The sequence below is a fragment of the Kitasatospora sp. NPDC041988 genome, from assembly GCF_055588525.1.
In genome coordinates, this window is sequence record NZ_JBVJCO010000017.1 from 18,997 (window position 1) to 43,077 (window position 24,081).

Annotated in this window: 18 protein-coding genes; 10 read left to right on the forward strand and 8 right to left on the reverse strand. The window is 71.6% G+C overall.

Annotated elements, in window-relative coordinates:
• Positions 1-72 precede the first annotated feature (72 nt).
• The 3 genes from ACZ6NC_RS18645 to ACZ6NC_RS18655 are packed head-to-tail and all read right to left on the reverse strand — an operon-like array spanning position 73 to position 4,579.
• Entirely contained in the window at positions 73-2,064 is a 1,992-nt protein-coding gene (locus ACZ6NC_RS18645) for an ArnT family glycosyltransferase (RefSeq protein WP_465734040.1), read from the reverse strand.
• On the reverse strand, positions 2,061-3,164 hold the full coding sequence (locus ACZ6NC_RS18650; protein WP_465734042.1) for a glycoside hydrolase family 26 protein: 1,104 nt from the start codon (positions 3,162-3,164) through the stop codon (positions 2,061-2,063). The genes ACZ6NC_RS18645 and ACZ6NC_RS18650 overlap by 4 nt, the downstream gene beginning before the upstream one ends.
• Entirely contained in the window at positions 3,161-4,579 is a 1,419-nt protein-coding gene (locus ACZ6NC_RS18655; protein ID WP_465734249.1) for a glycosyltransferase family 2 protein, read from the reverse strand. The genes ACZ6NC_RS18650 and ACZ6NC_RS18655 overlap by 4 nt, the downstream gene beginning before the upstream one ends.
• 470 nt (positions 4,580-5,049) lie before the next feature.
• Here ACZ6NC_RS18655 and ACZ6NC_RS18660 point away from each other — a divergent pair, with 470 nt between their 5' ends.
• The 3 genes from ACZ6NC_RS18660 to ACZ6NC_RS18670 all read left to right on the forward strand — a co-directional run bounded on the left by ACZ6NC_RS18660 (position 5,050) and on the right by ACZ6NC_RS18670 (position 9,555).
• The gene (locus ACZ6NC_RS18660; protein ID WP_465734044.1) at positions 5,050-6,276 is read left to right on the forward strand and encodes a ricin-type beta-trefoil lectin domain protein; all 1,227 of its coding nucleotides are present in this window, start codon (positions 5,050-5,052) and stop codon (positions 6,274-6,276) included.
• A 310-nt stretch (positions 6,277-6,586) separates the two neighbouring features.
• Positions 6,587-7,723 carry a LamG domain-containing protein gene (locus ACZ6NC_RS18665; RefSeq protein ID WP_465734046.1) on the forward strand — a complete coding sequence of 379 codons (1,137 nt, stop codon included), beginning with the start codon at positions 6,587-6,589 and terminating at the stop codon, positions 7,721-7,723.
• 323 nt (positions 7,724-8,046) lie between these two features.
• Positions 8,047-9,555: a hypothetical protein gene (locus tag ACZ6NC_RS18670; protein ID WP_465734048.1), complete on the forward strand. Its 1,509-nt coding sequence runs from the start codon at positions 8,047-8,049 to the stop codon at positions 9,553-9,555.
• 38 nt (positions 9,556-9,593) lie between these two features.
• Here the strand turns inward: ACZ6NC_RS18670 and ACZ6NC_RS18675 are convergent, their stop codons facing one another.
• Positions 9,594-10,088: a GNAT family N-acetyltransferase gene (locus ACZ6NC_RS18675; protein ID WP_465734050.1), complete on the reverse strand. Its 495-nt coding sequence runs from the start codon at positions 10,086-10,088 to the stop codon at positions 9,594-9,596.
• Between the two features lie 410 nt (positions 10,089-10,498).
• Here ACZ6NC_RS18675 and ACZ6NC_RS18680 point away from each other — a divergent pair, with 410 nt between their 5' ends.
• Positions 10,499-11,455, forward strand: coding sequence for a helix-turn-helix domain-containing protein (locus ACZ6NC_RS18680; protein WP_465734052.1), 957 nt, complete (start codon positions 10,499-10,501; stop codon positions 11,453-11,455).
• An 18-nt stretch (positions 11,456-11,473) separates the two neighbouring features.
• Here the strand turns inward: ACZ6NC_RS18680 and ACZ6NC_RS18685 are convergent, their stop codons facing one another.
• From ACZ6NC_RS18685 to ACZ6NC_RS18700, 4 genes are all read right to left on the reverse strand, one after another.
• Positions 11,474-12,283, reverse strand: coding sequence for a histidine phosphatase family protein (locus ACZ6NC_RS18685; protein ID WP_465734054.1), 810 nt, complete (start codon positions 12,281-12,283; stop codon positions 11,474-11,476).
• Positions 12,284-12,449: 166 nt separating this feature from the next.
• Positions 12,450-14,063, reverse strand: a complete 1,614-nt coding sequence (gene mctP / locus ACZ6NC_RS18690) for a monocarboxylate uptake permease MctP (RefSeq protein WP_465734056.1) — start codon at positions 14,061-14,063, stop codon at positions 12,450-12,452.
• Complete coding sequence (locus ACZ6NC_RS18695) at positions 14,060-14,362, reverse strand: DUF3311 domain-containing protein (protein ID WP_465734058.1); 303 nt, start codon at positions 14,360-14,362, stop codon at positions 14,060-14,062. Before ACZ6NC_RS18695 ends, mctP begins: the two co-directional genes overlap by 4 nt.
• 347 nt (positions 14,363-14,709) lie before the next feature.
• On the reverse strand, positions 14,710-15,501 hold the full coding sequence (locus ACZ6NC_RS18700) for a GntR family transcriptional regulator (RefSeq protein ID WP_396320774.1): 792 nt from the start codon (positions 15,499-15,501) through the stop codon (positions 14,710-14,712).
• 335 nt (positions 15,502-15,836) lie between these two features.
• Here ACZ6NC_RS18700 and ACZ6NC_RS18705 point away from each other — a divergent pair, with 335 nt between their 5' ends.
• The 6 genes from ACZ6NC_RS18705 (at position 15,837) to ACZ6NC_RS18730 (ending at position 23,619) form a co-directional block, all read left to right on the forward strand.
• The gene (locus tag ACZ6NC_RS18705) at positions 15,837-17,123 is read left to right on the forward strand and encodes an extracellular solute-binding protein (RefSeq protein ID WP_465734060.1); all 1,287 of its coding nucleotides are present in this window, start codon (positions 15,837-15,839) and stop codon (positions 17,121-17,123) included.
• Between the two features lie 91 nt (positions 17,124-17,214).
• Positions 17,215-18,237, forward strand: a complete 1,023-nt coding sequence (locus ACZ6NC_RS18710) for a carbohydrate ABC transporter permease (RefSeq protein WP_465734062.1) — start codon at positions 17,215-17,217, stop codon at positions 18,235-18,237.
• The gene (locus tag ACZ6NC_RS18715) at positions 18,234-19,064 is read left to right on the forward strand and encodes a carbohydrate ABC transporter permease (protein WP_465734064.1); all 831 of its coding nucleotides are present in this window, start codon (positions 18,234-18,236) and stop codon (positions 19,062-19,064) included. Before ACZ6NC_RS18710 ends, ACZ6NC_RS18715 begins: the two co-directional genes overlap by 4 nt.
• Positions 19,065-19,070: 6 nt before the next feature.
• Positions 19,071-20,624: a glycoside hydrolase family 3 protein gene (locus ACZ6NC_RS18720; RefSeq protein WP_465734066.1), complete on the forward strand. Its 1,554-nt coding sequence runs from the start codon at positions 19,071-19,073 to the stop codon at positions 20,622-20,624.
• 435 nt (positions 20,625-21,059) lie between these two features.
• Positions 21,060-22,358 (forward strand): extracellular solute-binding protein, encoded by a 1,299-nt coding sequence (locus ACZ6NC_RS18725; protein ID WP_465734251.1) that lies wholly within the window; start codon positions 21,060-21,062, stop codon positions 22,356-22,358.
• 202 nt (positions 22,359-22,560) lie between these two features.
• Positions 22,561-23,619, forward strand: a complete 1,059-nt coding sequence (locus ACZ6NC_RS18730) for an SIS domain-containing protein (RefSeq protein ID WP_465734068.1) — start codon at positions 22,561-22,563, stop codon at positions 23,617-23,619.
• Positions 23,620-24,081 lie beyond the last annotated feature (462 nt).

Consider the following 24,081-nt stretch of genomic DNA (forward strand, 5'->3'; position numbering starts at 1 on the left):
TGGCGGTGGAGTATCGCGGCACCATATGTAGTAGCCGGTGTGTCGCGGGGCGGGGCCCGGAACCCCGGGCTCTCAGTGCAGGAGGAACACTTTGTACGTGCCGGAATCGCCCGTCGGGGAGCTGAACTGTGCGATCAGGCGGTAGCGTCCGCCGGCCCTCAGAGCCTCGGTGATGGCACGGTCCGTGGCGGTGGGCGCGGTGCTGTCGAGGACGACCACGGTGAACCAGCCGTTGCGGACGGCGGTGACCGTGCCGTCGTCGCCGTGGTGCATCACTCCGGCGGGGTCCCGGTAGTCGGTCCCCTTGCGGGCCGAGACCCACTGCTCGGGCTTGCTGACGCTGCCCAGGTAGTACTCCGGCAGCCCGTCGACCTCGGTGAGGTAGCGGCCCTGCGGGGTGGCGTGGACGCGCAGCACGCCGAGCAGCCGGCCGGAGTCGGGCCCGTCCTGGTACCGCAGCGCCGACTGCTCCAGCCCGAGGGCGAGCAGCACCACCCAGACCAGAATGCCCAGCTGCGGGTTGCGGAAGTGCGCGCCGACCAGCCGGGTGATGCCCACGCCGGCCAGCGGCGCGGCGAAGAGCATGCCGAAGCCGAGGTGGCGGAACATCACGCCGGAGCTGCCCAGGTAGGCGTACCCGGCCGGGATCAGCAGCGCCGTCGCGCAGAGGGTCACGCTCAGCGTCGTGCGGCGCAGCCGGGAGGCCGTGATGGCGCTGTCCTCGGGCGACTCGTTCAGCCGCTCGCGGAGCGAGTAGGCGATCCCGCCCGCGCACGCGAGCACGGTGAACAGGCCGCTCCACTGGACCGCGGAGAAGAGGACCGAGCCGGCCGGGCGGGCCTGGTGACCGTGCGCGGGCGACCACGCCCAGACGTCGTCCAGCAGGCCGAACGCCAGGAGCGCCCCGAGGGCGCCCGCGGCCAGGAGGAGCGCGCGCCCGGCGGCGGGGCCGCGGCCGCGGTAGGGCCAGGAGGTGATCAGTGCGAGGGCGGCCAGCACGGGCAGCGCGACCGCCGCGGCGTACTCCACGGCGGCCGCCAGCGCCGCCACCGGTACGGCCAGCAGCACGGCGGCCACCGGCGCGCGGGCGGTCCGGACGACGATCCAGGTGGCCGCCGCGACCAGGGCCACCGCGAGGGCGTCCGGGGCGGCGTAGAAGCCGACGACCACGGTGGACTGCAGGACGGCGTACGCGGCGGCGCTGCAGATGGCCACGCGCTCGTTGAAGAGCCGGCGGGTCAGCGAGTAGAGCAGCGCGGTGGTGGCCAGGGCGAGGACCAGGCTGACCACCCGGGCCCCGAACACCCCGCTCGCGTTGGCGGCGGCGCCGGCCAGCGGGGGGTAGAGCCAGGGCGACCCGGGGATCTGGCCGATCAGGTCGGTGGTCACCGCGGTGCCGTGGAGCAGGTTGTCCAGCTGCTGGCGGCCGACGATCATGGCGACGGCCTCGTCGGGGTGGGCGGCGCCCAGCAGGCGCAGGGAGAGCGCCGCCTGGACGGCCAGCACGCCGAAGAGCAGGCCGCGGCCGATCCAGCGGCGCCGGGGGCTGGGCGCCGGGTCCCAGCCGGTCGTGGGGACGGCCGGGATCCGGTACGGCGCCAGCTGGACGGCCTGGCCGTCCTCCTCGTCGCCGGGGTGGGCGCGGTCGTGCCCGTCTGCCTCGGGGGCCTCGTGGGCCTCGGGGGTGGCGTCGGGGTCGGCGTCGGGGGCTTCCGGGGCCTCGTACTCGTCGTCCGGGTCGTGCTCGTCGTCCGGGGGGTAGGTGCCCTCCGGGTGGTAGGTGCCGTCCGGGGCGTACCCGCTCTCGGGGGCGTACTCGTCGTACCCCGGGGCCTCGCCGCTCCCGTCGGTGCCCCGGGCGTACCCGGTCTGCTCGCGTCCTGCGGGCCCTTCGGCCTCCTCGGCGTCCTCGGCCCGGGCGTTCCCGCCGTGCCCGGTCCAGCCGTGCCCGTCCTCCCGGGGGTGGGGGAGGCGGGCCCGGGACCCTTCGCCGTCCGAGGACCGGGCCGGGGTCCGGGCCGGGGTCTGCGGGGTGAACCAGGAGTCGGTCTCTGAAGGCATCATGGGTTCCGGATGTCGAAGCCGTAGCGAGGGTCGGACGCGCGCTGCTTGTAGTCCGCGAGCGACGGCGGGCTGGCCTCGATGCGCCAGTCCGCCCGCTTGACGATGTTGAACCAGACGAAGCCGACGACGTCGTCGTGCGTCTCGAGCCCGGTGAAGAGCTGGTCGATGTCCGCGCGTTGGCGCTTGCCCTGCTGGGAGGCCGTCTCGCTGATGAAGAACGGCTTCTGGCTGAAGGTGCGGATCTCGGCCATCGTCGGCCCGTAGAGCGCGTCGAAGGTCTTGGGCCCGGTGAGGGTGAAGTAGCCGGTCATGCCGGCCCAGTCCACGTAGGTGTCGCCGGGGTAGTAGGGCGCGAGCCGGGTGTTGGGCGCGGGGTCGGTGATGTTGGGGCTCCAGACCCAGATCACGTTGGTCGCGCCGGCCCGGTCGAAGATGTCGTGGACGCGGCGCCAGGCCGCGACGAAGTCGGCGGCGCTGCTGGCCTGCCGGCCCCACGGGTACCAGTCGCCGTTCATCTCGTGCGCGATGCTGATGGCGATGGGCAGGTTGAGCTTGGCGGCGGCCTTGGCCACGCCCTTCACGTAGTCGTCGGTCTCGCCGGCCGCGATCGCCGCCATCGAGGGGGAGTGCGGCTCCCACGCCATGTAGGGCAGCGCCCCGGCGTCGTAGATCCGGCGGACCCCGGCGGTGTCGAAGCCGTCGCCCCAGCCGGCGTAGTACTCCAGGACGTTCGGCTGCTTGCCGATCGCGGCGGTGTAGCCGCTCAGCGCGTCCATCTTCGCGGGGACGTCGGGCAGCGCCGCCCCCAGGTACTTGTGCCCCGGCTTGAGCAGCGGCGTGACGTCGTACGGGAGGTCGGCGGCCTGGGCCGCGGGCTTGCGCGCAGGGGCCGGGGCGGCGGTGCCGGCGGCGGCCCCGGTGGCGGTGCCGGCCGGCTGCGCGACGGCGGCCTCGGGCACCGCGAAGCCCGGGTCCTCGGGGCCGCAGGCGGTGGCGAGCAGCAGGCCGGTGGTCAGCAGCCCGAGCACGGCGAGCGGACGGCGCAGGCCTGCCCGGCGGCGGTGGGCGGGCACGGCGGGCACGGCGGGCACGGTGATCACACAGCTTCCGTGGGACGCGGCTGGACGAGGACTCGGCCCACGATCACGGCGTAGAAGAGGCCGGACGCCAGGACCAGCGCGAAGTTCAGCGGGCCCATCGTGAGCATGCGCCAGATGCCGGCGCCCACCCAGAGGGCGGCGGTCCCGCCACCCCAGACGATCATGCCCGTCCAGAACCGGCGGGTCTTGTTCTTCTTGGCGCCGCTGGATCCGGTCGGCTGCCAGGCCATCCGGTTCTTCCGCAGGATGTCCCAGATGGCGAAGACGTGGGCCCAGCCGTACATCATGCGGGCGGCCCAGGCCTCCAGCCGGTACGGGTTGCGGTGCCACAGCGGGAAGATGAGGGTGGCGTACACCAGGCCCGGTATCACCAGCATCGTGTTCTCCCACCGGATCAGGTCCGGCCGCACGAGCAGCAGCAGGATGGGCACGAGCGGGGAGACGATGGTGAACAGCGCGGTGTGGATGTAGTAGAAGAAGCCGGACATGTAGCACATCCGGGTTATCAGCCGGAGCTTGGCGCCCCAGAACTTCCGGCTGCCCAGCAGGCTCATCGAGCCGGTGCACCACCGGTACTGCTGGTTGAAGAACCCGCCCACGTTGTCGGGGCAGACCCCGGCCGCCAGGGCTATCGGCACGTAGTGGAGGTCCCAGCCGAGCCTGCGCAGGTCGAAGCCGGTGTGCACGTCCTCGGAGTGCTCGATCAGCGTGGTGCCGCCGTTCTGCTCCAGCGCGGCCCGCCGGTAGACGGCGCAGCTGCCGACGCAGATCGCGCCGTCGTTGCGCTGCCGGGAGACCTGGACCGTCCGGTAGAAGAGCTCCTGGACGGCCCCGGCGCCGCGCTCGATCCAGTTCTGGGAGTCGAGGATGCGGAAGAACTGCGGGGATTGAACGATTCCGAGCCTCGGGTCGTTCTCCATGTAGGGAAGGAGCTCGTCGAGCAGATCGGCGCGCGGGGCGAAGTCGGCGTCGAGGATGAGGATGTAGTCGCTGTCGGAGTTGCGGAAGCCGAACTGGAGGTTGCCGGCCTTCTTGAACCAGCCGCGGTTGTTGCGGGTGCCGTAGACGAACTCGAAGTCCACTGCCATCTGCGCGAGTTCGGGGCTGTCGCTGTCGTCCAGCACGTAGGGGGTCACTTCACCCGGGTACTGGTCGCGCAGCCTGGCGACGTGAGTCCAGGTGTTGTGCAGCACCTCGATCGGCTCGCCCGCGACGGGCAGGAAGACGTCGACGGTCGGGTACCGCTCGGGGCGCCAGGCCCGCACCAGCGCGCGGTGCCCCTTGAGGTCGAAGGTCTCGTTGAACCCGTGCACCCAACGGGAGATCAGGTAGTAGACCACGGTGAACGCCAGGAACGGGACGAAGAGCCAGAACCACGGCGTCGCGCTGAGCAGGCCCACCTCGCTGGCCACCATGCAGCCGAAGCTGGCCAGGGAGAAGCAGGTCAGCACCCAGAGGTGGCTGCGCGTGTAGGAGTACTTCTCGACGTTGTCCGGCGGCTGCGGGAGCAGGCCGCGCTGTACGCGGGAACTGGCGTCCTGTCGGGTTTTCCGGCGTGAGGTGGCTGCTCTCCTGCCGCCCGCGAGCTGCGTACTCTCGGTGACAGTCACGTGGCTCTCTCCCCCAGAAACCGTATCGAAGTGGACCAAAGACGACTGCGGCCGCGCTGAGCCCGGCCGCAGGGACGTCAGGATCGTACGGGAAGGGCTCCGGGGAAATCCTGCCCCCCCGTCTGCCGGGCTGCCCGGAACCGGGATTGAGTTCCGATCGTGATCTGGAGGCAGGCGTATACGGTGGGCGCTCGCCGCGGCCGCAGGTCGGCCGGTGGGCCGGTTCCACGGGACCGGGGGCCGGCGGGCCGGTTCATGGGAGAGGGAGGGTCGTCGTGAAGGGCACTGCCGCACGGTTGGCGCGGGGGGTGCGGGCGCTGGTCGCCCACGGCACCGTGGCCGTGCTGCTCATCGGCTGCACGAGCGAGCCCGGTTCGGCGCCCGCGCAGCCGGGTGGGACGTTGTCCGCCGGGCCGGCGGCCGGCGGCTCCGGCAGGCTCTGTTCGACCGCGGAGGTCCCCTTCCCCAAGAAGCCGGTCGACGGCGGCACCAAGATCATCGAGCCGAACCCGTGGAACACCGCCGGCACGGTCTGCCTGGACGCCCCCGGGGACACCGGCTTCACGGTGACGGAGCTGCGCGACTTCGTGGCCAAGACCCCGCTCGCCCCGGGCGCCTACCCCAACATCTCCACGGCCCCCGGCGCGAGCGGACTGCCCGTCCCGGTCAGCGCGCTGGGCGACGCGACCAGCGACTGGGACGCCTCGGCCCGGGCGACCGGCTCCTACAACCTCTCCTACGACCTCTGGTACGGGCCCAGCCCCGACAACTGCGCCCCGGGGGAGAGCGCGGAGGTGATGATCTGGCTGGACGCCACCGACAGCGTCCGGCCGGCCGGGAAGAAGGTGACGGACGCCCAGACCATGGGCGACACCGCCTACGACGTCTTCCAGGCGCCCATCACCGGCCCGCACAGCGTGATCAGCTACGTGCGGAAGGCGTCGACCCACAGCGCCCACGGCCTGAACCTGCGGCTGTTCACCGCCGACGCCCTGATGCGCGGCTACGTCCCGCCGGGGTCGTACCTGTGCCGGGTGCAGGCGGGCTTCGAGATCTGGAGCGGCGGGACGGGCCTGCAGAGCTGGTCGTTCGCCTTCCACAACCGGGTCGGCCTGCCGGCCGGCGAGGTGCCCGCCGGCGCCCCCGGGATCTGCCTGCGGCACGGCGGCGGAGGCCTCGCGGGCACACCGGTGACGGTCGGCTCCTGCGGCGACCAGGCCGTGTCGACGAGCTGGACGGTGGGCAACGACGGTTCTCTGCGGGGCGGCGCGGCGTGCCTGGCGCCGTCCGGGGACGGCACCACCGTGGCGCTCGCCCGCTGCACCGGAGGGGCCCCGCAGCGCTGGGCCGCCGGGGCCGGCCAGAGCCTGATGCACCTGGAGTCAGGCCTGTGCCTCGGCACCGCCGGGGGCTCCCTCGCGGACGGGACCGCGGTGAACCTCAAGCCCTGCTCGGGCGGGGTCTCGCAGCGGTGGAAGCTCCCGTACAACGGACTGCCGTAGGGCGGGCCCCGGGGGTGGGCCCGTCAGCCGAAGCACCCTCCATGGGCGTTGGGCGAACCATGCCTTACCATTCCGACACATGAGCGATCGACCGGTACCGACTGGCGAGCCGGACCAGAACCCGGGGTGGTCCCCGCAGCAGCCGCCGATCGGCGCGTTCGGCCCGCCGCCCGCGGCACCTGGCCCCGCGCAGCCGCCGGTCTCCGCGCAGCCGCCCGCCGGCCCCATACCTCCGGGGCAGGTGCCTCCGCCCGGTCAGATGCCGCCGGGGCAGGTGCCTCCGCCCGGACCGGTGCCCCCGGTGGCCGGTGTGCCGCAGCAGCAGCCGCCGGCAGGCGCGTTCGGCCCGCCGCCCGCCGCCCCGGCCGCGCCCGCCATGCCTGCCATGCCGACTGCGCCGACCTCGCCCACCGCGACCACCGTCCCCATGGCGCCCGCCGCGCCCCTGGCGTCCACCGTCCCCATGCCGCCCGCCCAGCAGTGGCAGCAGGGCGGCGGCTTCCCGGCGCAGGCCGCCGGCACGCCCGACTGGGAGGCGCTGGCGGCCAGGAACGAGGAGCAGGCGAAGCGGAAGCGCCGTCTCCGGCTGATCGGTGCCGCCGTGGCCGTCGTGGTCGTCGGCGCCGCCGTCGCGGGCGTCGTGGTGATGCGTCAGTCCGACAAGACCCCGGTCGCCGACGGCAGCCCGACGGCTGAGGCGCCCAAGACTCCGGGCGCGTCGTCGAGCGGCTCGCCGGCCGGGACGGCCAGTGGGACGCCGAGCGGTCCGCCGAAGGCCATCGCGGGCCCGCCGACCGTCGGCTCGCTGCCGGCGAGCAAGGGGACGGCCGCGCTGGGCCTGGGCTCGGACGCGAAGACGGGCTCGGTGGCCGGCTTCGCCGGACAGGTCCTCAAGCTGCCCAGCGGGCAGAACTCCTTCGCCCAGAGCGCCGAGCCGATCGTCGACACGAACAAGAGCTTCACCGTGTCCGCCCGGGTGTTCGTCGACGTGCCGGCGGGTGTCCGGGCCGCGGTCAGCCAGGGCGACGGCGCCTACTACTCCTACGCGCTCGGGCGGGCGACCAACAACGGCCGCAACCTCTGGTACTTCAAGGTCCAGCTCCCCGGCGGCGGTTCCGTGGTCGTCTACTCCAAGGGCGACGCGACGGTCAACCAGTGGGCCCTGCTGACCGGTGTCTACGACGCGGCGAGCAAGCAGATCACGCTCTACGTCAACGGCGCGGCGCAGGCGTCGGCCCAGGCGGCCGGCGTGCAGAGCAGCGGCACCAACGCGTTCCAGCTGGGCCGGCTGAGCTCGAACTCGCAGTGGAGCGACCCCTGGCACGGGGCCGTCGCCGACATCCAGGCCTGGGACCAGGTGCTGCCGGAGGCCGACATCGTGAAGATCGTCGCAGGCCCCAGCTCGCCGCCGGCGATCCCGCCCACGGCCGCCTGGCTCACCGGCTGAGCCGGTCCGTACGGGCAGGCCGCCCGTCGTGAGACACCCACGGCGCCGGGGCGCAGCACCGCCCCGGCGCCCTCTGGCGCACCGAGCCCCGGTACCTGCCGTACCGGGCGCGATGTCCCGAAGTTGAGGAGCAGTACCTGATGAGCGCGGACGGCCGTTGGATCCGGCCCGAATCCACCCGGCGGCCCGTACTCAAGCCCGCGGGTGCCGTCCGGCCCGGTGGGGTCGGCACGGCCGGTCCCGGTGAACCGTCGACGGGCGCCCAGGACGGGTCGTCGTCCTCGCGGGGCCGCCGGAGGCGGACGGCGGAGCCGGTGGCGCGGATGCCCAGGCCCGCGCTCCGCACGGACCTGCTGCCGCTGTTCGCCGTCCTGCTGGTCCAGGGCGCGCTCTCGTTCCACCTCCTCGTCGGCAACACCGCCTTCGTGGACGAGGGCACCTACATCTACGCGGGCTACCAGGAGATCGCCAACCTGGCGCACGGCAGCCCGGTCGCGACGTACGAGACGTTCTTCTCCGGCTCCCCGCTGATCTACCCGGTGGTCGTGGCGATGGCCGACATGCTCGGCGGCCTGACCACCGCGCGGCTGCTGAGCATGATCTTCATGCTCTCCGCCACCGTGGCCGTCCACCTGGCCACCCGGCGGCTGCACGGGTCGCTCGCGGCGTTCTGCGCGGCGGCGGCCTTCGCCGCGCTCGGGCCGACCCAGTTCCTGGGCGGGCTGGCCACCTACGACTCGATGGCGCTGGCCCTGCTCGCCTGGGCCGGCTACCTCGCGGTGCGGCTGACCACCGGCGGCGGCTACCCGAGCATGCTGCTCGCCGCCCTGCTGCTGGCGCTGGCCGGCTGCACCAAGTACGCCGCACTGCTCTGGGTCCCGGTCGTGTGCGGCGTCGCGGTCTTCGCCGGCTCCGGCGGCGCCCCCGGCGCGTGGGTGCGGTGGAAGCGCGGGCTGCAGCTCCTCCTCGCCTTCGTGGCGGCGATGGCCGTGGCGGCCCTGGTGGCCGGGAAGCGCTACATCGACGGCTTCAACCACACCACCCTCAAGCGCGCCCCCGGGCACGACGCCTACTCCTACGTGGCCGGGGAGGCCGCCAAGTGGGTGGGCGCCCTGCTGCTGCTGGCCCTGGTGGGCGTGGTGGTGCAGCTGGTGGCGGCGCGCAAGCGCGGCGGGAGCGCGTGGTCCGAGGCCTGCCTCGCCGCCGTGCTGTTGGTCGCCGGGATGCTCGCGCCGGCGAACCAGATCCGCATCCACACCTGGCTCTCCCTGCAGAAGCACGTCGACTTCGGTGCCTGGTTCGCCTGCATCGTGGTGGGCGCCCTGCTGGCCCGGGTCGTCGTCGCGCTGAAGGACCGGGTTCACGTCACGGCCGGGGTCGTGGTCGCCGCCCTGGTGGTCGGCCCGCTCGGCTGGGTGGGGGCGGCCCAGGGCCGGGAGATGTTCGGCGAGTGGTCCAACACCGAGTCCTTCGTGGCCGCCTTGAGGCCGTACGTCGTCAAGGGCGACGACAAGTACCTGGTCGAGAACTACAACGTGCCCGCGTACTACCTGCGCGAGTCGAGCAACTGGCAGCAGTGGCACGACCTGGTGGCGGTCTACCGCCGGGACCCTGACACCGGCAAGCAGCAGGTGGGGGTGCCCGCCATCCAGGCCGGCATCGAGGCCCACGAGTGGAAGGTGGTGGTGCTGGACTTCACCCAGACCGGTGCCACCGACAAGGCGATCCAGCCGACGCTCAAGAGCGCCGGGTACCGCGTGGCCACCGTGGTCAAGAGCGGGGAGCACGGCCGGTACACCATCTACGTGGCGCCGGGCTACGACAAGAAGTGACCCGGCCCCGGCGGTGATCCGCCGCCGGGGGCCCGCCGTCAGAACGTCATCGTGTAGACCAGCAGCGGGACACCGGGGCGCACCTCCCAGTCGCGCTCCGGCGTCCGCCGGAAGCCCAGCCGCTCGTAGAGCCGGTGGGCGGAGGTCATCGACGGCCGGGTGGAGAACGCCATCCCGTCCAGGCCCAGCTCCCGGCTGCGCGCGATCGAGGCCCGGACCAGCGCCTCGCCCACGCCCCGGCCCCGGGCCGCGCCGCCGACCGCGAGCATCCGGATCTCGCCCTCGTGCGGCCGCGCTATGTCGGCGAAGGCCGTGCCGCCGACCGCGAAGGTCACGCAGCCGAGCAGCTGTCCGCCGGCCGGGTCGACCGCGACGAGGAGTTCGGCCTGCTCGAAACGCGGGCCGGCGTCCAGGAGCTGGGCCGCGTAGGGGCCGTCGGCGGGGCTGTGGCCGTCGCCGACGAAGGCCTCGTGGGTGACGGCTCCGACTGCGGTGAGGTCGGCCTCGATGGCTCGGCGGATGACGATGTCCATGCGGTCAGTGTGCCGCAGGCGGTGCCGGTCGCCGGGGTGGGGGCCGGGGCGGGGGCCGGGACCGGTGCGGCCGTGGCCGGGTCGGCGGACGGACGGAGCGAGGCGGCCGGCATGGTGCCGTAGAGCCGGTCCTGCAGGGCGGGGGCGGCGGGGTAGCCGCCGGGCCGGTGCCAGTTGTCGCGGCCGTTGGCGGCGCCCCGGGCCACGTCGCGCCCGATCAGGGTGCCGAGCAGTCCGAAGCCGCCGACGGCCCCGGCGAGGGCGAGTGCGCTTGCGAGAGTGTCGGAGTCCATGGCTCCACTCTCCCCGCGCCGCCGGGCGGCCACGAGTGGCAGTAATGCCTGAATGCATCGAAATACTGCCACCGCGGTCCTTCCCTCCGGGCCGCTCGCGGGGGCATCCTGGTCGGCATGCTCAAGAACGTGGTCGCGGTGGTGCTGGAGGAGGTCCATCCCTTCGAACTCGGGGTGGCCTGCGAGGTGTTCGGCCTGGACCGGACGGCCGACGGCCTGCCCGGCTACGACTTCGCCATCGCCGGCGCCCGCCCCGGCCCGCACCGCACGCACGCCGGCTTCTCCATCGACGTCCCGTACGGCCCGGAGCGCCTCGCCGAGGCCGACCTGGTGCTGGTCACGGCGGTCGGGGTGCAGCAGGAGTACCCGGCGCCGCTGGTGGACGCGGTGCGGGCGGCAGTGGAGGGCGGCGCCCGGGCGCTCTCCATCTGCAGCGGCGCCTTCGTGCTCGGCGCCGCCGGGCTGCTGGACGGCCGCCGCTCCACCACGCACTGGCGCCACACCGACGAGCTGGCCGCGCGCTTTCCGCGGACCACCATCGAGCCGGACGTCCTCTACGTGGACGACGACCCCGTGATCACCTCGGCCGGCACGGCGGCCGGCATCGACGCCTGCCTGCACCTGGTGCGCAAGGCGCAGGGCGTGGAGGTGGCCCGGGGGATCGCCCGCCGGATGGTGGTGGCCCCGCACCGGGAGGGCGGGCAGGCCCAGTTCGTCGCCCGCCCGCTGCCGGAGGGGGACGGCGAGTCGCTCGCCCCGCTGCTGGACTGGATGCGCCACCACCTGGACGAGGAGTCCACCGTCGAGCAGTTGGCGGCCCGGGCCCACATGTCGCCGCGTACCTTCGCCCGCCGGTTCCAGCAGGAGACCGGCACGACACCGCACCGCTGGCTGGTCGGGCAGCGGCTGCTGCTCGCCCAACGGCTGCTGGAGTCCACCACCGAGCCGGTGGACGCGATCGCCGCCCGCTGCGGCTTCGGCAACGCGGCGACGCTGCGGCACCACTTCGGCCGCCGGCTGGGGACGACCCCGCTGGCCTACCGCCGCTGCTTCGCCGAGCCGCTGACGGGCTGACGGGCGGCGGGCGTCCGGTCAGCCGGTGGCCAGGTGTCCGGTCTCGTTCCAGTGCGCCGGGCGCAGCCGCCCGCCCTCGGCGCGCCAGAGGCTGGTGGAGCAGTTGCGCACCGGCTCCAGCGCGGTCAGCTGCGCCTCGGTGAGCCGGTCCAGCGCGTACCGGAGCATCAGCACCGTGCAGTCGTGCGCGATCACCAGGACGGGCCGGCCGGCCTCGTCGGCGCAGAGGTCGCGGAGCAGGCTGCGCACCCGCAGCGCCACGTCCGCCCAGGACTCGCCGCCGGGCGGGCGGTAGTACAGCTCGCCCATCTTGCGCCGTCTGGCGGCCTCCTCCGGATGTTTGGCCTCGATCGCGGCCCGGGGCAGCATCTCCAGGACGCCCAGCTCGCGGTCGCGCAGCCGCTCGTCGTACCGGACGGCCAGCGAGACCGGTACGGCGCCGAGCCCGGCGGCCTGGGCGAGCGCGATGCGGGCGGTCTCGGCGGTGCGTACGTACGGCGAGCACCAGACGCTGCGCGGCCGGTCGGCGCTGGGCAGGCCGGCCCACCAGCGGCCGAGGGCCTGGGCCTGGTGCTGGCCGTGCATCGAGAGCGGAATGTCGGCGTCCCGGCAGCTGATCGGGACGCTCAGCGCACCGGCCGCCTCGGCCAGCTGGAACTCCACGTTGGCGGTGGACTCGCCGTGCCGGGTGGCGATCAGCACGGACGGCAGCCGGGTGTCCGGCGCCGCGGTGGTGGGCGCCGCGGTGGTGGGCGGTGCGCCGAGCGCCGCGCCGGGCGCGTGGGCGGACTGGTGCTGGCCGTTGAGTGTGGTGCCGAGTTCTGCCATCGCGACTGCTCCCCGTGGGTCGATCCGTGGGTCGGTCGGTGCCGGCCGGCTGCCGGTCCGGTCCCGGTGGTTCCCTGCACGTGCGGCCGTTCATACATATGATCGCGCCGCCTCTTCCAGTGTTCACGGAGGAGACGGCGCGATCACAGGGCGCGCGAAGGGGCAATCAGTGCGCTGTCACGGGCTCCGGCGCGTTCTTCAGCTCTTCGTCGCCGGTTTCGGCGCTGTAGTCGCCGGGCCGGGTCTCGTCCGGGCTCTCCGGCGCCTTGAACGCCTTCAGCGCCAGCGTGAGCACCACCGAGACCACCAGGTTGAGCACGAAGGCGGTCAGGCCGATGTAGCCCAGCTCGCCGATGCCCGGGATCTCGGCCGAGTTGCCGCCGAAGTGCTTGGTGGCGGGGCTGGCGATGTCGTACGCCTCCCAGGTGCCGTAGATCATGCCGACCGCCCAGCCGGCGAACAGCGCCCAGTGATGGAACCAGCGGGTGAACAGGCCGCCGACGATGGAGACGAAGGTCTGCAGGATCCAGAGGCCGCCGAGCAGCTGGAGGTTGATCGCCGCCTGCTTGTCCATGGTGAGCACGAAGGCCAGTGCGCCGACCTTCACCAGCAGCGAGGCGATCTTGGCGACCCTGGTCTCGTCGGCCGGGGTGGCGGACGGCTTCAGGAACTCCTTGTAGACGTTGCGGGTGAACAGGTTGGCCGCCGCGATCGACATGATGGCGGCGGGCACCAGCGCGCCGATCCCGATCGCCGCGAAGGCCACGCCGGTGAACCAGTCCGGGAACATGTTCTCGAACAGCTGCGGCACCGAGAGCTGGGTGTTGAACTTCTTGTCGCCCTTGCCGACGCCGGCCGCGATGGCCATGAAGCCGAGCAGCGCCAGCAGGCCCAGCATCAGCGAGTACGCGGGCATGATCGCCATGTTGCGGCGCACCGTGTTGCGGGACTTCGACGCCAGTACGCCGGTCACCGAGTGCGGGTACATGAACAGCGCCATCGCCGAGCCGAGCGCCAGTGTGGCGTACGTCCACTGCTTGTTCTCCGGCACGGTCAGCGAGCCGGCCGCCTTGGGCGCGCTGAACTTCTGGCCGACCGCGTCGAAGATGTGCCCGTAGCCGCCGAGCCGCATCGGGATGTAGATCACCGCGACGATGATCACGATGTAGATCAGGGTGTCCTTGACGAACGCGATCAGCGCCGGCGCGCGCAGGCCGGACGAGTACGTGTACGCGGCCAGCACGCCGAAGGCGATGAACAGCGGCAGGTCCTTGACGAACCAGTTGGCGTTCTCGCCGCCGCCGACGCCCAGCACGTCCAGCACCGCCTGGATGCCGACCAGCTGCAGCGCGATGTACGGCATGGTGGCCAGGATGCCGGTCAGCGCGACCACCAGCGCGAGCGGCTTGGAACCGTACCGCCCGCGCACGAAGTCGGCCGGGGTGACGTACCCGTGCACCCGGGAGACCGACCAGAGCCGGGGCAGGAAGAGGAAGACCAGCGGGTACGCGATGATCGTGTACGGCACCGCGAAGAACCCGGCCGCGCCGGTCGCGTACACGGCGGCCGGGACGGCCACGAAGGTGTACGCGGTGTAGAGGTCGCCGCCGAGCAGGAACCAGGTGATCCAGGTCCCGAAGCTGCGGCCGCCCAGGCCCCACTCGTCCAGGTGCTGGGCGTCGTCGGCCCGGCGCCACCGCGAGGCGAGGAAGCCCATCACGGTGACCAGGACGAAGAAGAGCACGAACACCGCCAGGGCCGGCACATTGACGCCGTTCATCGCGCGCCACCCGCCTTCCGGACGGCCTTGCGGGCCTTCTCGTCCCGGTTGATCAGCAGGTACGCGGCCACCGTGAAGACGGCCGAGACCGGCACCCAGAGCAGCTGGTACCAGTAGAAGAACGGCACCCCGCCGGCCTCGGGTGTGGTCTTGTCGTAGGAGGACACCCAGAGCATCGCGACGATCGGCACGAGCAGGGCGAGCCCGGCCAGCACCCGCTCCGGCGTCACGGCCGGAAGGGCCCCGGGATCCGGTGGCTCGGGCATGACAGGTTCGGTGGCGTCGAGGTCTGACGACATGGTTCGGCTCCGCTCCGGAGGAGGGTCACCCGGTCGGCGCCGCAGCCCCACGGGGTCGCACGATCCCCCCGAGGCCCGCCGAGCAGCACCACTGGTGATCGGCAGTCAATACGGCTGCGAAATCTAGAGCATGGCGTGATCTGTGTCACCAGGAACGACCGAACTTCCCGCTATCCGGACGCTCCGCGCGCGCCCGTGCGTACGCCGGAGCGCCGTACCCGGTCCACGCGCCGCCTGGATGCCCGCGCGCCGGTGTGCGCTGTGCCGCCCCGGCCACCCGACGCAACGGGCACCGGCGTACGCGTGTGCGTACGCCGGTGCCCGGGTGTCGGCAGGGGGTGGCCGCCCTACTCGGGGCGCTTGAGCCGGGTGATGAACTTGTAGCGGTCGCCGCGGTAGATGGAGCGGACCCACTCGACCGGGTTGCCGTCGGCGTCGAAGGAGTGCCGGGCGAGCTGGAGCATCGGCAGCCCGAGGTCGGAGCCGAGCAGACCGGCCTCGCGCGGGGTGGCGAGGGTGGTCTCGATGGTCTCCTCGGCCTCGGCCACCGTGACGCCGTAGACCTCGCGCAGGGCCGTGTACAGCGAGTTGTGCTTGGCCAGGTTGCGGCGCAGCGCGGGGAAGCGCTTGGCGGAGAGGTGGGCGACCTCGATGGCCATCGGGTCGCCGTTGGCCAGCCGGAGGCGCTCGATCCGCAGCACCCGGCCGCCGGGCTTGATGTCCAGCAGCGGGGCGAGCCGGTCGTCGGCGGTGATGTAGCCGATCTCGATCAGCCGGGAGGTGGGCTCCAGGCCCTGGGCGCGCATGTCCTCGGTGTAGGAGGTCAGCTGGAGGGCCTGGGCGACCTTGGGCTTGGCGACGAAGGTGCCCTTGCCCTGGATGCGCTCCAGCCGCCCCTCGACCACCAGCTCCTGGAGGGCCTGGCGGACGGTGGTGCGCGAGGTGTCGAACTGGGCGGCGAGGGCCCTCTCGGGCGGGACGGGCGTCCCGGCGGGCTGGGTCTCGGTGAGCTGCAGCAGGTGGCGCTTGAGGCCGTAGTACTTCGGCACCCGGGCGGTCGGGTCTGCGCCGGCCTGCGTCGGGAGGTTCTTCACCTGGGGGTCGTTGACCTGGGCCGTGCTGCCCCCGTCGCTGCTCATCGGACCTGTCTCCCGCTTCTCGCGCGGCCCTTGAGGGTCGCGCCACATCGTTAACAGCTCACATCGTTGCATGTATGGCTACGGAACGAATACCTCATCACGCGATGAACGATGTGCGGTGTCGGCTTGATAACGGGTGGTCCAGATCGCTTGAACAGCCGTTGACAGGCCCATTGGTCTAGGCCAAGCTCCAGGCATCTGGTCTACACCACTAGGCCGGTCACTATGAATCCCCCACCCGTCCGATGGGGTCCGCGGCACCATTCCTCCCGCTTTACGTGGGTCTGCCGCTGCCACCCGACGGGGGTAACCCAGGCATCCCTCAGGAGGATGGCGTGAAGCGTCAGCTCATCGCGGCGGTCGGCGTCGCAGCAATGGTCGTCGGTGTGGCGGCTTGTGGTTCGGACGCCAAGTCGAGCGACGAGGGCAAGGGCGGTTCGTCCTCGTCCGCCGCCAAGAACTACGGCGGCAAGACCCTGACCGTGTGGCTGATGGACGGCTCCGCCCCGAAGGGCTGGACGGACTCGGTCAAGGCCGACTTCGAGACCGCCTACCCGGGCTCCAAGGTCGACTTCCAGATCCAGAAGTGGAACGGCATCGGCGCGAAGGTCACCACCGCGCTGTCCGAGGGCTCGGTCGACGTCCTCGAGGTCGGCAACACCCAGACCGCGGGCTACGCGGCCACCGGTGGTCTGCTCGACATCACCAAGGACAAGGCCGCCCTGGGCGGTGCCGACTGGGCCGCCAACCAGAACGAGGCCGCGATCCTGGACGGCAAGCAGTACGCCGCTCCGTGGTGGGTCAGCAACCGCGTCGTCGCCTACAACAAGGACCTCTGGGCGAAGGCCGGCCTGACCGCCGCGCCGAAGACCCTGGACGAGTTCTACGCCGACCTGGACAAGCTGAAGACGACCGCGGGCGTCACCGACCCGATCTACATGCCCGGCCAGGAGTGGTACGTCTACTTCGGTCTGCTGACCAGCGAGGGCGGCAAGATCGCGAAGAAGGACGGCGACAAGTGGGCCGGCGGCCTGTCCTCCCCCGAGGCGCAGAAGGCCTTCGAGACCTACAAGAAGCTGCAGGGCTACTCCGCCACCGGTCCGAAGGACAAGGACGAGGCCACCCCGCAGCAGAAGGACGTCTTCGGCAAGGGTGACGTCGGCACCATGATCGGCCTCGGCTGGGAGCTGCCGGACGAGAAGACCATGGCCAAGGACAAGATCGGCTTCTTCCCGCTCCCGGGCAAGACCGCCGACAAGCCGTCCGGCGTCTTCCTCGGCGGTTCCAACCTGGCCATCGCCCAGGCAAGCAAGAACTCCGACATGGCCAAGGACTTCCTGAAGGTCGCCCTCAACGACAAGAACGAGGGCCTGGTCGCCGCCGCGGGCAACATCCCGAACAAGGCCTCGCTGAACGGCCAGGTCACCGGCGACTTCGCCAAGGCCGCTCAGCCGGCCGCCGCCGTCGGCGCGATCACCCCGAACACGCCGACCTGGGCCAACGTGGAGAACGAGCCGAACCCGATCAAGGAGTTCCTGACCGGAGCCCTGACGGGTGACTACGCGGCCGCTGCCAAGAAGGCCGACGACGAGATCGCGAAGCGTCTCAACCAGAAGCAGTAAGCAGTCGAGCGGCGTCGCTCACCGACTCCCGGCGGGGAGCCGGTGGGCGACGCCTATCCGTCGTTGGTCAGGTTGTCAGGAAGAGAGAACGATGGCTGTGCATTCGGAGCGGGTGCAGACACAGTCCCCGGAGTCAGGGAAGGCCGGCGTGGCCATTACCGAGGAGATCACCGGCCGCGGTGCCGGGAGCGCCCCGAAGAAGAGCGGCAGACCGGCGAAGGCGTTCGGCAAGGCCGCCCTCACGCCGTACCTGCTGCTGCTGCCGGCCATCGCGGCAACCCTGGTCCTGCTGGGCTGGCCGCTGCTCAAGACGGTGGTGGTGTCGTTCCAGAACCTCAACAGGCGCCAGCTGATCCAGCACCTGACCGAGTGGAACGGCTTCGAGAACTACACCGACCAGCTCACCAACTCGGAGTTCTGGTCGATCACGGGCCGCACGGTGGTCTTCACCGTCGTCAACGTGGTCCTGATCATGGTGTGCGGCACCCTGGTCGGCCTGCTGCTCGACCGCCTCGGCAAGAAGATGCGGCTGGCGCTGTCGATCGCGCTCATCCTGGCCTGGGCGATGCCGGTGGTCGCCGCGACCACCGTCTACCAGTGGCTGTTCGACCAGAACTTCGGTGTCGTCAACTGGTTCCTGGACAAGCTGGGCTGGCACTCGATGGCCCACTTCAACTGGACCAGCGGCCAGTACTCGACCTTCTTCGTGATCATCCTGCTGATCGTCTGGCAGTCGATCCCGTTCGTGGCCTTCAACATGTACGCGGGCCTGACCACGATTCCCAAGGAGCTCTACGAGGCCGCCCGGATGGACGGCGCCGCCGCCTTCAAGATCTTCGGCTCCGTGACCTTCCCGATCATGAAGCCGTTCTTCCTGGCCACGACCTTCCTCGAGGTCATCTGGGTCTTCAAGGCCTTCACCCAGGTCTACCTGATCAACAAGGGTGGCCCGGACGGGCTCACCCGGACCCTCCCCGTGCACGCCTTCCTCGAAGGCTTCGGATCCCAGCGATTCGGCGTCGGCTCCGCGATCGCGGTACTCACCATCCTGATGCTGGGTGCGCTGATGGCGTACTACTTCCGCATCATTCTGAAGCAGGAGGACGAGCTGTGAGGCGCTCGCTCATCGGACGTACCTGGCCGAACGTGATCGCGGTCGTCCTCTTCGTCTTCTTCATCTTCCCCGTCTACTGGATGATCGTCACCGCCTTCAAGCAGAACAACGACATCATCAGCCGGACGCCGGTCTTCCTGCCGCTGAACGCGACTCTCGAGCACTTCGACAAGGCCGTCCAGGCCCCCAACTTCTGGACGTACGTCGGCAACAGCCTCATCGTGACGGTCGGCGCGGTGCTCGCCTCGCTGGTGATCGCCACGCTGGCCTCCTTCGCGATCGCGCGCATGCGCTTCCGCGGCCGCAAGAGCTTCGTGCTGGTCGTCATGGCCGCGCAGATGGCGCCGTGGGAGGTCATGATCATCTCGGCCTACCTGCTCGTCCGCGACAACGACATGCTGAACAGCCTCGTGCCGCTCACCGCGCTCTACATGATGATGGTGCTGCCCTTCACGATCTGGACGCTGCGCGGCTTCATCGCCGCCGTGCCGAAGGAGCTGGAGGAGTCCGCGATGGTGGACGGCTGCACCCGCACCCAGGCCTTCCTGAAGGTGATCTTCCCGCTGCTCGCGCCCGGCCTGATGTCGACCTCGCTGTTCGGCTTCATCACCGCGTGGAACGAGTTCCCGCTGGTGAACATCCTGAACAAGAAGGAGGAGTTCCAGACCCTCCCGCTCTGGCTCTCCTCCTTCCAGACCAACTTCGGCACCGACTGGGGCGCCACCATGGCCGCGTCCACCCTCTTCGCGGTCCCGATCCTGGTCCTGTTCGTCTTCCTCCAGCGCAAGGCCGTCGGCGGCTTGACCGACGGTGCAGTGAAGGGCTGATCCCACGTGAGCATCCTCATCCCCACTCTGCCCGCCAGTGACCAGCTGCACCGCGACGCGCTGACCGTCCTCCAGCCCGGCTTCGTCGGCACCGAGCCGCCGGAGTGGGTCCGCCGCCACCTGGCGGCCGGGCTCGGCTCGGTCGCGCTGTTCGACCGCAACGTCACCGACCTGGACCAGCTCGCCGCGCTCACCAAGGCGCTGCGCGAGGAGAACCCGGACCTCCTGATCGCGATCGACGAGGAGAGCGGCGACGTCACCCGCCTGGAGGCCGGCTCCGGCTCGTCCTGGCCGGGCAACTTCGCGCTCGGCGCGATCGACGACCCGCAGCTGACCCGTGACGTCGCCCGCGAGCTGGGCCGGGCGCTGGCCGCGGCCGGCGTCAACTACAACTGGGCGCCCACCGCGGACGTCAACTCCAACCCGCGCAACCCGGTGATCGGCGTCCGCTCGTTCGGCGCCGACCCGGAGCTGTGCGCCCGGCATACCGCCGCCTGGGTGGAGGGCCTGCAGTCGGCCGGCGTGGCCGCCTGCTCCAAGCACTTCCCCGGGCACGGCGACACGGCCGTCGACTCGCACCACGGCCTGCCGGTGATCGACGTCGACCTGGACGTGCTGCGCGCCCGTGACCTGATCCCGTTCGAGGCCGCGATCGCCGCCGGGACCAAGGCCGTGATGACGGCCCACATCATGATCCCGGCACTCGACCCCAAGCTGCCGGCCACGCTCAGCCCCCGGGTGCTGCGCGACCTGCTGCGCGCTGCTCCGGGCGACGGCGGCCTCGGCTACCAGGGCCTGATCGTCAGCGACGCGATCGAGATGGGCGCCATCGCCGACACCTTCGGCATGGGCGAGGGCACCGTGCTGGCCCTGGCGGCCGGCGCGGACGCGATCTGCGTCGGCGGCGGCCTGGCCGACGAGGAGACCGTGCTGATGCTGCGCGACGCCATCGTGGCGGGCGTGCGGTCCGGCAAGCTGGCCGAGGAGCGGCTGGCCGACGCCGCCGGCCGGGTCCGCGCGCTGGGCAGCTGGGGCCGGATCGCGGCTCAGGGCGAGCGGCTGGAGCCGGACCTCGCGGTCGGCCTGCGGGCCGCCCGCCGCGCGCTGCGGGTGGTCCGGGCGCCGGGCCGCGAGGTGCTGCCGGTGACCGAACGCCCGTACGTGGCCTCGTTCTCCGACGAGCCCAACATCGCCGTCGGCGACGTGACCCCGTGGGGCGTGGCCGGCATGCTGGCCGACCGCTTCCCCGGCACCCGCACCCGTGAGGTGGGCCCGCAGGACGCCGGCCCGGAGCAGCTGGACGCGCTGGTCGCCGCGGTGCTGGCCGACGCCGAGGGCCGCCGACTGGTGCTGGTGGTCCGGGACGCGCACCGGCACGCGTGGATGGCCGCCGCGCTGGCCCGTCTGGTGGCGGCCCGGCCGGACGCCGCGGTGGTCGAGATGGGCCTGCCGCAGTCCGAGCCGGTCGGCGCGCTGCACATCGCCACCCACGGCGCCGCCCGCGTCTGCGGCCTGGCGGCCGTGGAGGTGCTCACCGGGCAGTCGGGAGCGATCGGCTGAGGTTCTGTCGGACCGTGACCCAGGGTGCCGGGAAGGCATCCCCGAGCGGGCCCGTCATGCGCATGTCGCATGGCGGGCCCGCTCCGTTGTTCCCGCGTTGACCTGCGGATTGGTCGGCTGTCGGTGTTCCCTCAAATCGGTCTTAAGTCAGCCTTAAGTCCCACTTAGGGTGATGGGGCTGCGACTGATCGCCACGCGGTACAACGGGTCTGCAACGTCCTTTGCGGCCGGGCCATTTGGCGTTGACACCGCCAGTGGTCTAGGCCAGGCTCCACCCATCCGGTTCGAACTTCAACCTCACCGGATGTGGTATCGGCCCTTCCCGAAGCACATCGCCGCCCCTTCCCGGAGACCACTCTCCGACGGGTGCCAGCGCTGCCGGCGGGCACCCAGGCTCTAACACCCTCGGAGGATGGCGTGAAGCAGCGTCAGTTCATGGCGACGTTCGGGATCATGGCGTTGGCCGTCGGATTGACGGCCTGTTCCTCGGGCGGCTCGCCGTCGGGGGACGCCAAGAGCGGCCCGGCGGACCCGAAGTCGGCGACCGGGACGGTCACGGTCTGGCTGATGGAGGACGCCCAGAAGAACTGGCCGGACCTCGTCCAGCGGGTCAACGACGAGTTCGCCGCCAAGTACCCGAACGTCACCCTGCGGCTCGGCTACCAGGGCTGGGCCGACAAGGTCACCAGGCTGGACAAGGCGATCGCCGACGGCACCGCCCCGGACGTGGTGGAGCTCGGCAACACCGAGACCATGAAGTACGTGCTGTCCGGCGCTCTCGCCCCGGTGGAGCGGAGCAGCTTCGAGAACTCCGACGCCTGGATCAAGGCGCTCGCCAACACCTGCACCTACCAGGACAAGCTCTGGTGCGTGCCGTACTACGCGGGCGCCCGGGTCGCCATCTACAACTCGGCGGCCTTCCAGACGGCCACCGGTAGCGCGGACTTCCCCAAGACCGAGGACGAGCTGCGGACGGCGCTGGACAGGCTGGCCGACAAGAACAAGGCCGACCGGACGTACTCGGCGCTCTACCTGCCCGGCCCGTTCTGGTACGCCGCGATGAGCTACGTCTCCGCGTACGGCGGCGCCATCGCCCGCTTCGACAGCAGCGGCAACTGGCACGGCACGCTCAGCGACCCCAAGTCCGTGCAGGGGCTCAACCACTTCGTCGACCTGGTGCGCAAGTACAACAAGGGCGACCTCGCCGTGAACGAGCTGAACCAGTTCGAGGCGATGGCCCGCGGGCGCACCGGCGCCTTCTACGGCAACGGCTACGAGGCGGCCAGCGTGACCGCGCCGGTCACCGGCGACCCGAACCTCAAGGACGTCGTCAAGGTCGCCACCATGCCCGGCCCGGGCGGCAAGCCGCTGCCGAGCTTCATCGGCGGTTCGGACCTCGCGGTCACCGCCAAGTCGCAGGTGGCACCGCTGGCCGCCGACTGGATCCGGATGTTCACCAGCAACAAGTCCGAGCAGGCGCTGGCCGACAAGGACATCCTGCCGAACAACCTGACCCAGCTGAACCCGCTGAAGGGCAAGCCGGCCACGGCCGCCGCGGCCAACGCGGTGCCGGACGCCTGGTTCACCCCACTGGCGCCGGGCTGGGGCGCGATCGAGAAGCAGAAGATCCTGCCGGACATGCTGACCGCCATCCTCAAGAACAACAAGCCCGTGGACCAGGCCGCCAAGGAGGCGGACGCCGCGATCGACCAGCTGATCAACAAGCAGGGCTGATCCGGGGTCGGCCGGTCCACCGGCCGACGAGGGCCCCTGCCCGCAGCGGCGGGAGGGGCTCTCGAATGTGCTCCACGGGGACGGCCCCGTAGGATTACCGCAGGAATCACCGCAGCGAGTGTGCGGACTCGCCGCCGTAGAGGTCCCCGCCGGGCATCCCCGCCCGCGTGGGGTCGAACCATCTCATCGGAGGCACATCCAGATGTCCGACACGCAGACTGTCCCCGTCCCCGGCCGGATCATGGCGGCGGAGATGGCCGAGCAGCCGGCCGTCCTCCAGCGCATCCTCGACGAGGGTGCCCCGAAGATCTTCGACATCGCGGCCGAGATCGCCGCCCGCAACCCGCGCTTCGTCCTGCTCACCGCGCGCGGTACGTCCGACAACGCGGCGCTCTACGCCAAGTACCTGATCGAGATCCTGCTCGGCAAGCCGGCCGGCCTGACCTCGATGTCGACCACCACCGCGTACGGCGCCAAGCCGGACCTCACCGACGTGCTGGTGATCACCGTCAGCCAGTCCGGCGGCTCGCCGGACCTCGTGGCCTCCACCAAGGCCGCCCGCGAGGCCGGTGCCATCACCCTGGCGGTCACCAACAACGCCGCCTCGCCGCTGGCCGAGGTCTCCGAGTTCCACATCGACGTACTGGCCGGCCCCGAGAAGGCGCTGCCCGCCACCAAGACCTACACCGCCGAGCTGCTGGCGCTCTACCTGCTGGTGGAGGGCCTGCGCGGGGGCGACGGCGCGGCCGCCAAGGAGCTGCCGTCGCTGGCCGCCGGCATCCTGGCCCGCCAGGCCGAGGTGAAGGCCCTGGCCGAGCGGTACCGCTTCGCCCAGCGCCTGGTCATCACCTCGCGCGGCTACGGCTACCCGACCGCCCGCGAGGCGGCGCTGAAGCTGATGGAGACCACCTACATCCCGGCCTCCCCGTTCTCCGGCGCCGACCTGCTGCACGGCCCGCTGGCCATGGTGGACAACGTCTCCCCGGTCATCGCGATCGTCCCGGACGGCAAGGGCGGCGAGGCCCTGCAGCCGGTGCTGGACCGCCTGCGCGGCCGGGGCGCGGACCTGGTGGTCATCGGCCAGCAGGCACAGGTGGATGCCGCCTCGGCGGGCTTCGCGCTGCCGGCCGGGGTGCCCGAGGAGGTCCAGACCATTCTGGAGATCCTGCCGCTGCAGCAGCTGGCCTACGAGGTCACCATCGCCCGCGGCCAGGACCCGGACGCCCCGCGCGCCCTGGCCAAGGTCACCGAGACCCACTGACGGTAATTCGCCCGCTCGGCTCCGGGCCGCTCCGGTCCGGTGCCGACGGTCGGCACTCCAACGCCCTTCGTTCCTCAGGGCGTCCTCGCTTCTCTCTTTCGGCACCGGCGCGGTCCTTCGCCTCGGGGTGGGGTTCGCCCGCTCGGTTCCGGGTCGCTCCGGTCCGGTGCCGCCCATGACGGCGCAACGCCGAACCCCCGTCCACAGGCTGTGGACGGGGGTTCGGCGTTTGAGCGGCAGAGAGGGGTCTCGGTGCACCGGCACCCGGCGGCGTCTCCTGCCCGGGGCCGGAAAGCACTACGGGCCACGGCGCCGACACGGGACCCTCAACCCATGCGGCACCGCAGCCCGGAGCTGTCGTCGGGCGCCGTGAACGACCGAGAACTGTGCGGGGTCCTCGCTCGGCGGCGTCCGACCGAGGAGCGGCCTCGCGCGGGTCAGGGCAGTGCGCGGGGGGCCTCT

Excerpts from the sequence above, each read along its gene's own strand:
- ACZ6NC_RS18645 (WP_465734040.1), bottom strand. The coding sequence starts at position 2,064 with ATGATGCCTTCAGAGACCGACTCCTGGTTCACCCCGCAGACCCCGGCC.
- ACZ6NC_RS18655 (WP_465734249.1), bottom strand. The coding sequence starts at position 4,579 with ATGGTGGCCAGCGAGGTGGGCCTGCTCAGCGCGACGCCGTGGTTCTGG.
- ACZ6NC_RS18670 (WP_465734048.1), top strand. The coding sequence starts at position 8,047 with ATGCCCAGGCCCGCGCTCCGCACGGACCTGCTGCCGCTGTTCGCCGTC.
- ACZ6NC_RS18675 (WP_465734050.1), bottom strand. The coding sequence starts at position 10,088 with ATGGACATCGTCATCCGCCGAGCCATCGAGGCCGACCTCACCGCAGTC.
- ACZ6NC_RS18680 (WP_465734052.1), top strand. The coding sequence starts at position 10,499 with ATGCTCAAGAACGTGGTCGCGGTGGTGCTGGAGGAGGTCCATCCCTTC.
- ACZ6NC_RS18685 (WP_465734054.1), bottom strand. The coding sequence starts at position 12,283 with ATGGCAGAACTCGGCACCACACTCAACGGCCAGCACCAGTCCGCCCAC.
- mctP (WP_465734056.1), bottom strand. The coding sequence starts at position 14,063 with ATGAACGGCGTCAATGTGCCGGCCCTGGCGGTGTTCGTGCTCTTCTTC.
- ACZ6NC_RS18695 (WP_465734058.1), bottom strand. The coding sequence starts at position 14,362 with ATGTCGTCAGACCTCGACGCCACCGAACCTGTCATGCCCGAGCCACCG.
- ACZ6NC_RS18700 (WP_396320774.1), bottom strand. The coding sequence starts at position 15,501 with ATGAGCAGCGACGGGGGCAGCACGGCCCAGGTCAACGACCCCCAGGTG.
- ACZ6NC_RS18710 (WP_465734062.1), top strand. The coding sequence starts at position 17,215 with ATGGCTGTGCATTCGGAGCGGGTGCAGACACAGTCCCCGGAGTCAGGG.
- ACZ6NC_RS18725 (WP_465734251.1), top strand. The coding sequence starts at position 21,060 with ATGGCGACGTTCGGGATCATGGCGTTGGCCGTCGGATTGACGGCCTGT.
- ACZ6NC_RS18730 (WP_465734068.1), top strand. The coding sequence starts at position 22,561 with ATGTCCGACACGCAGACTGTCCCCGTCCCCGGCCGGATCATGGCGGCG.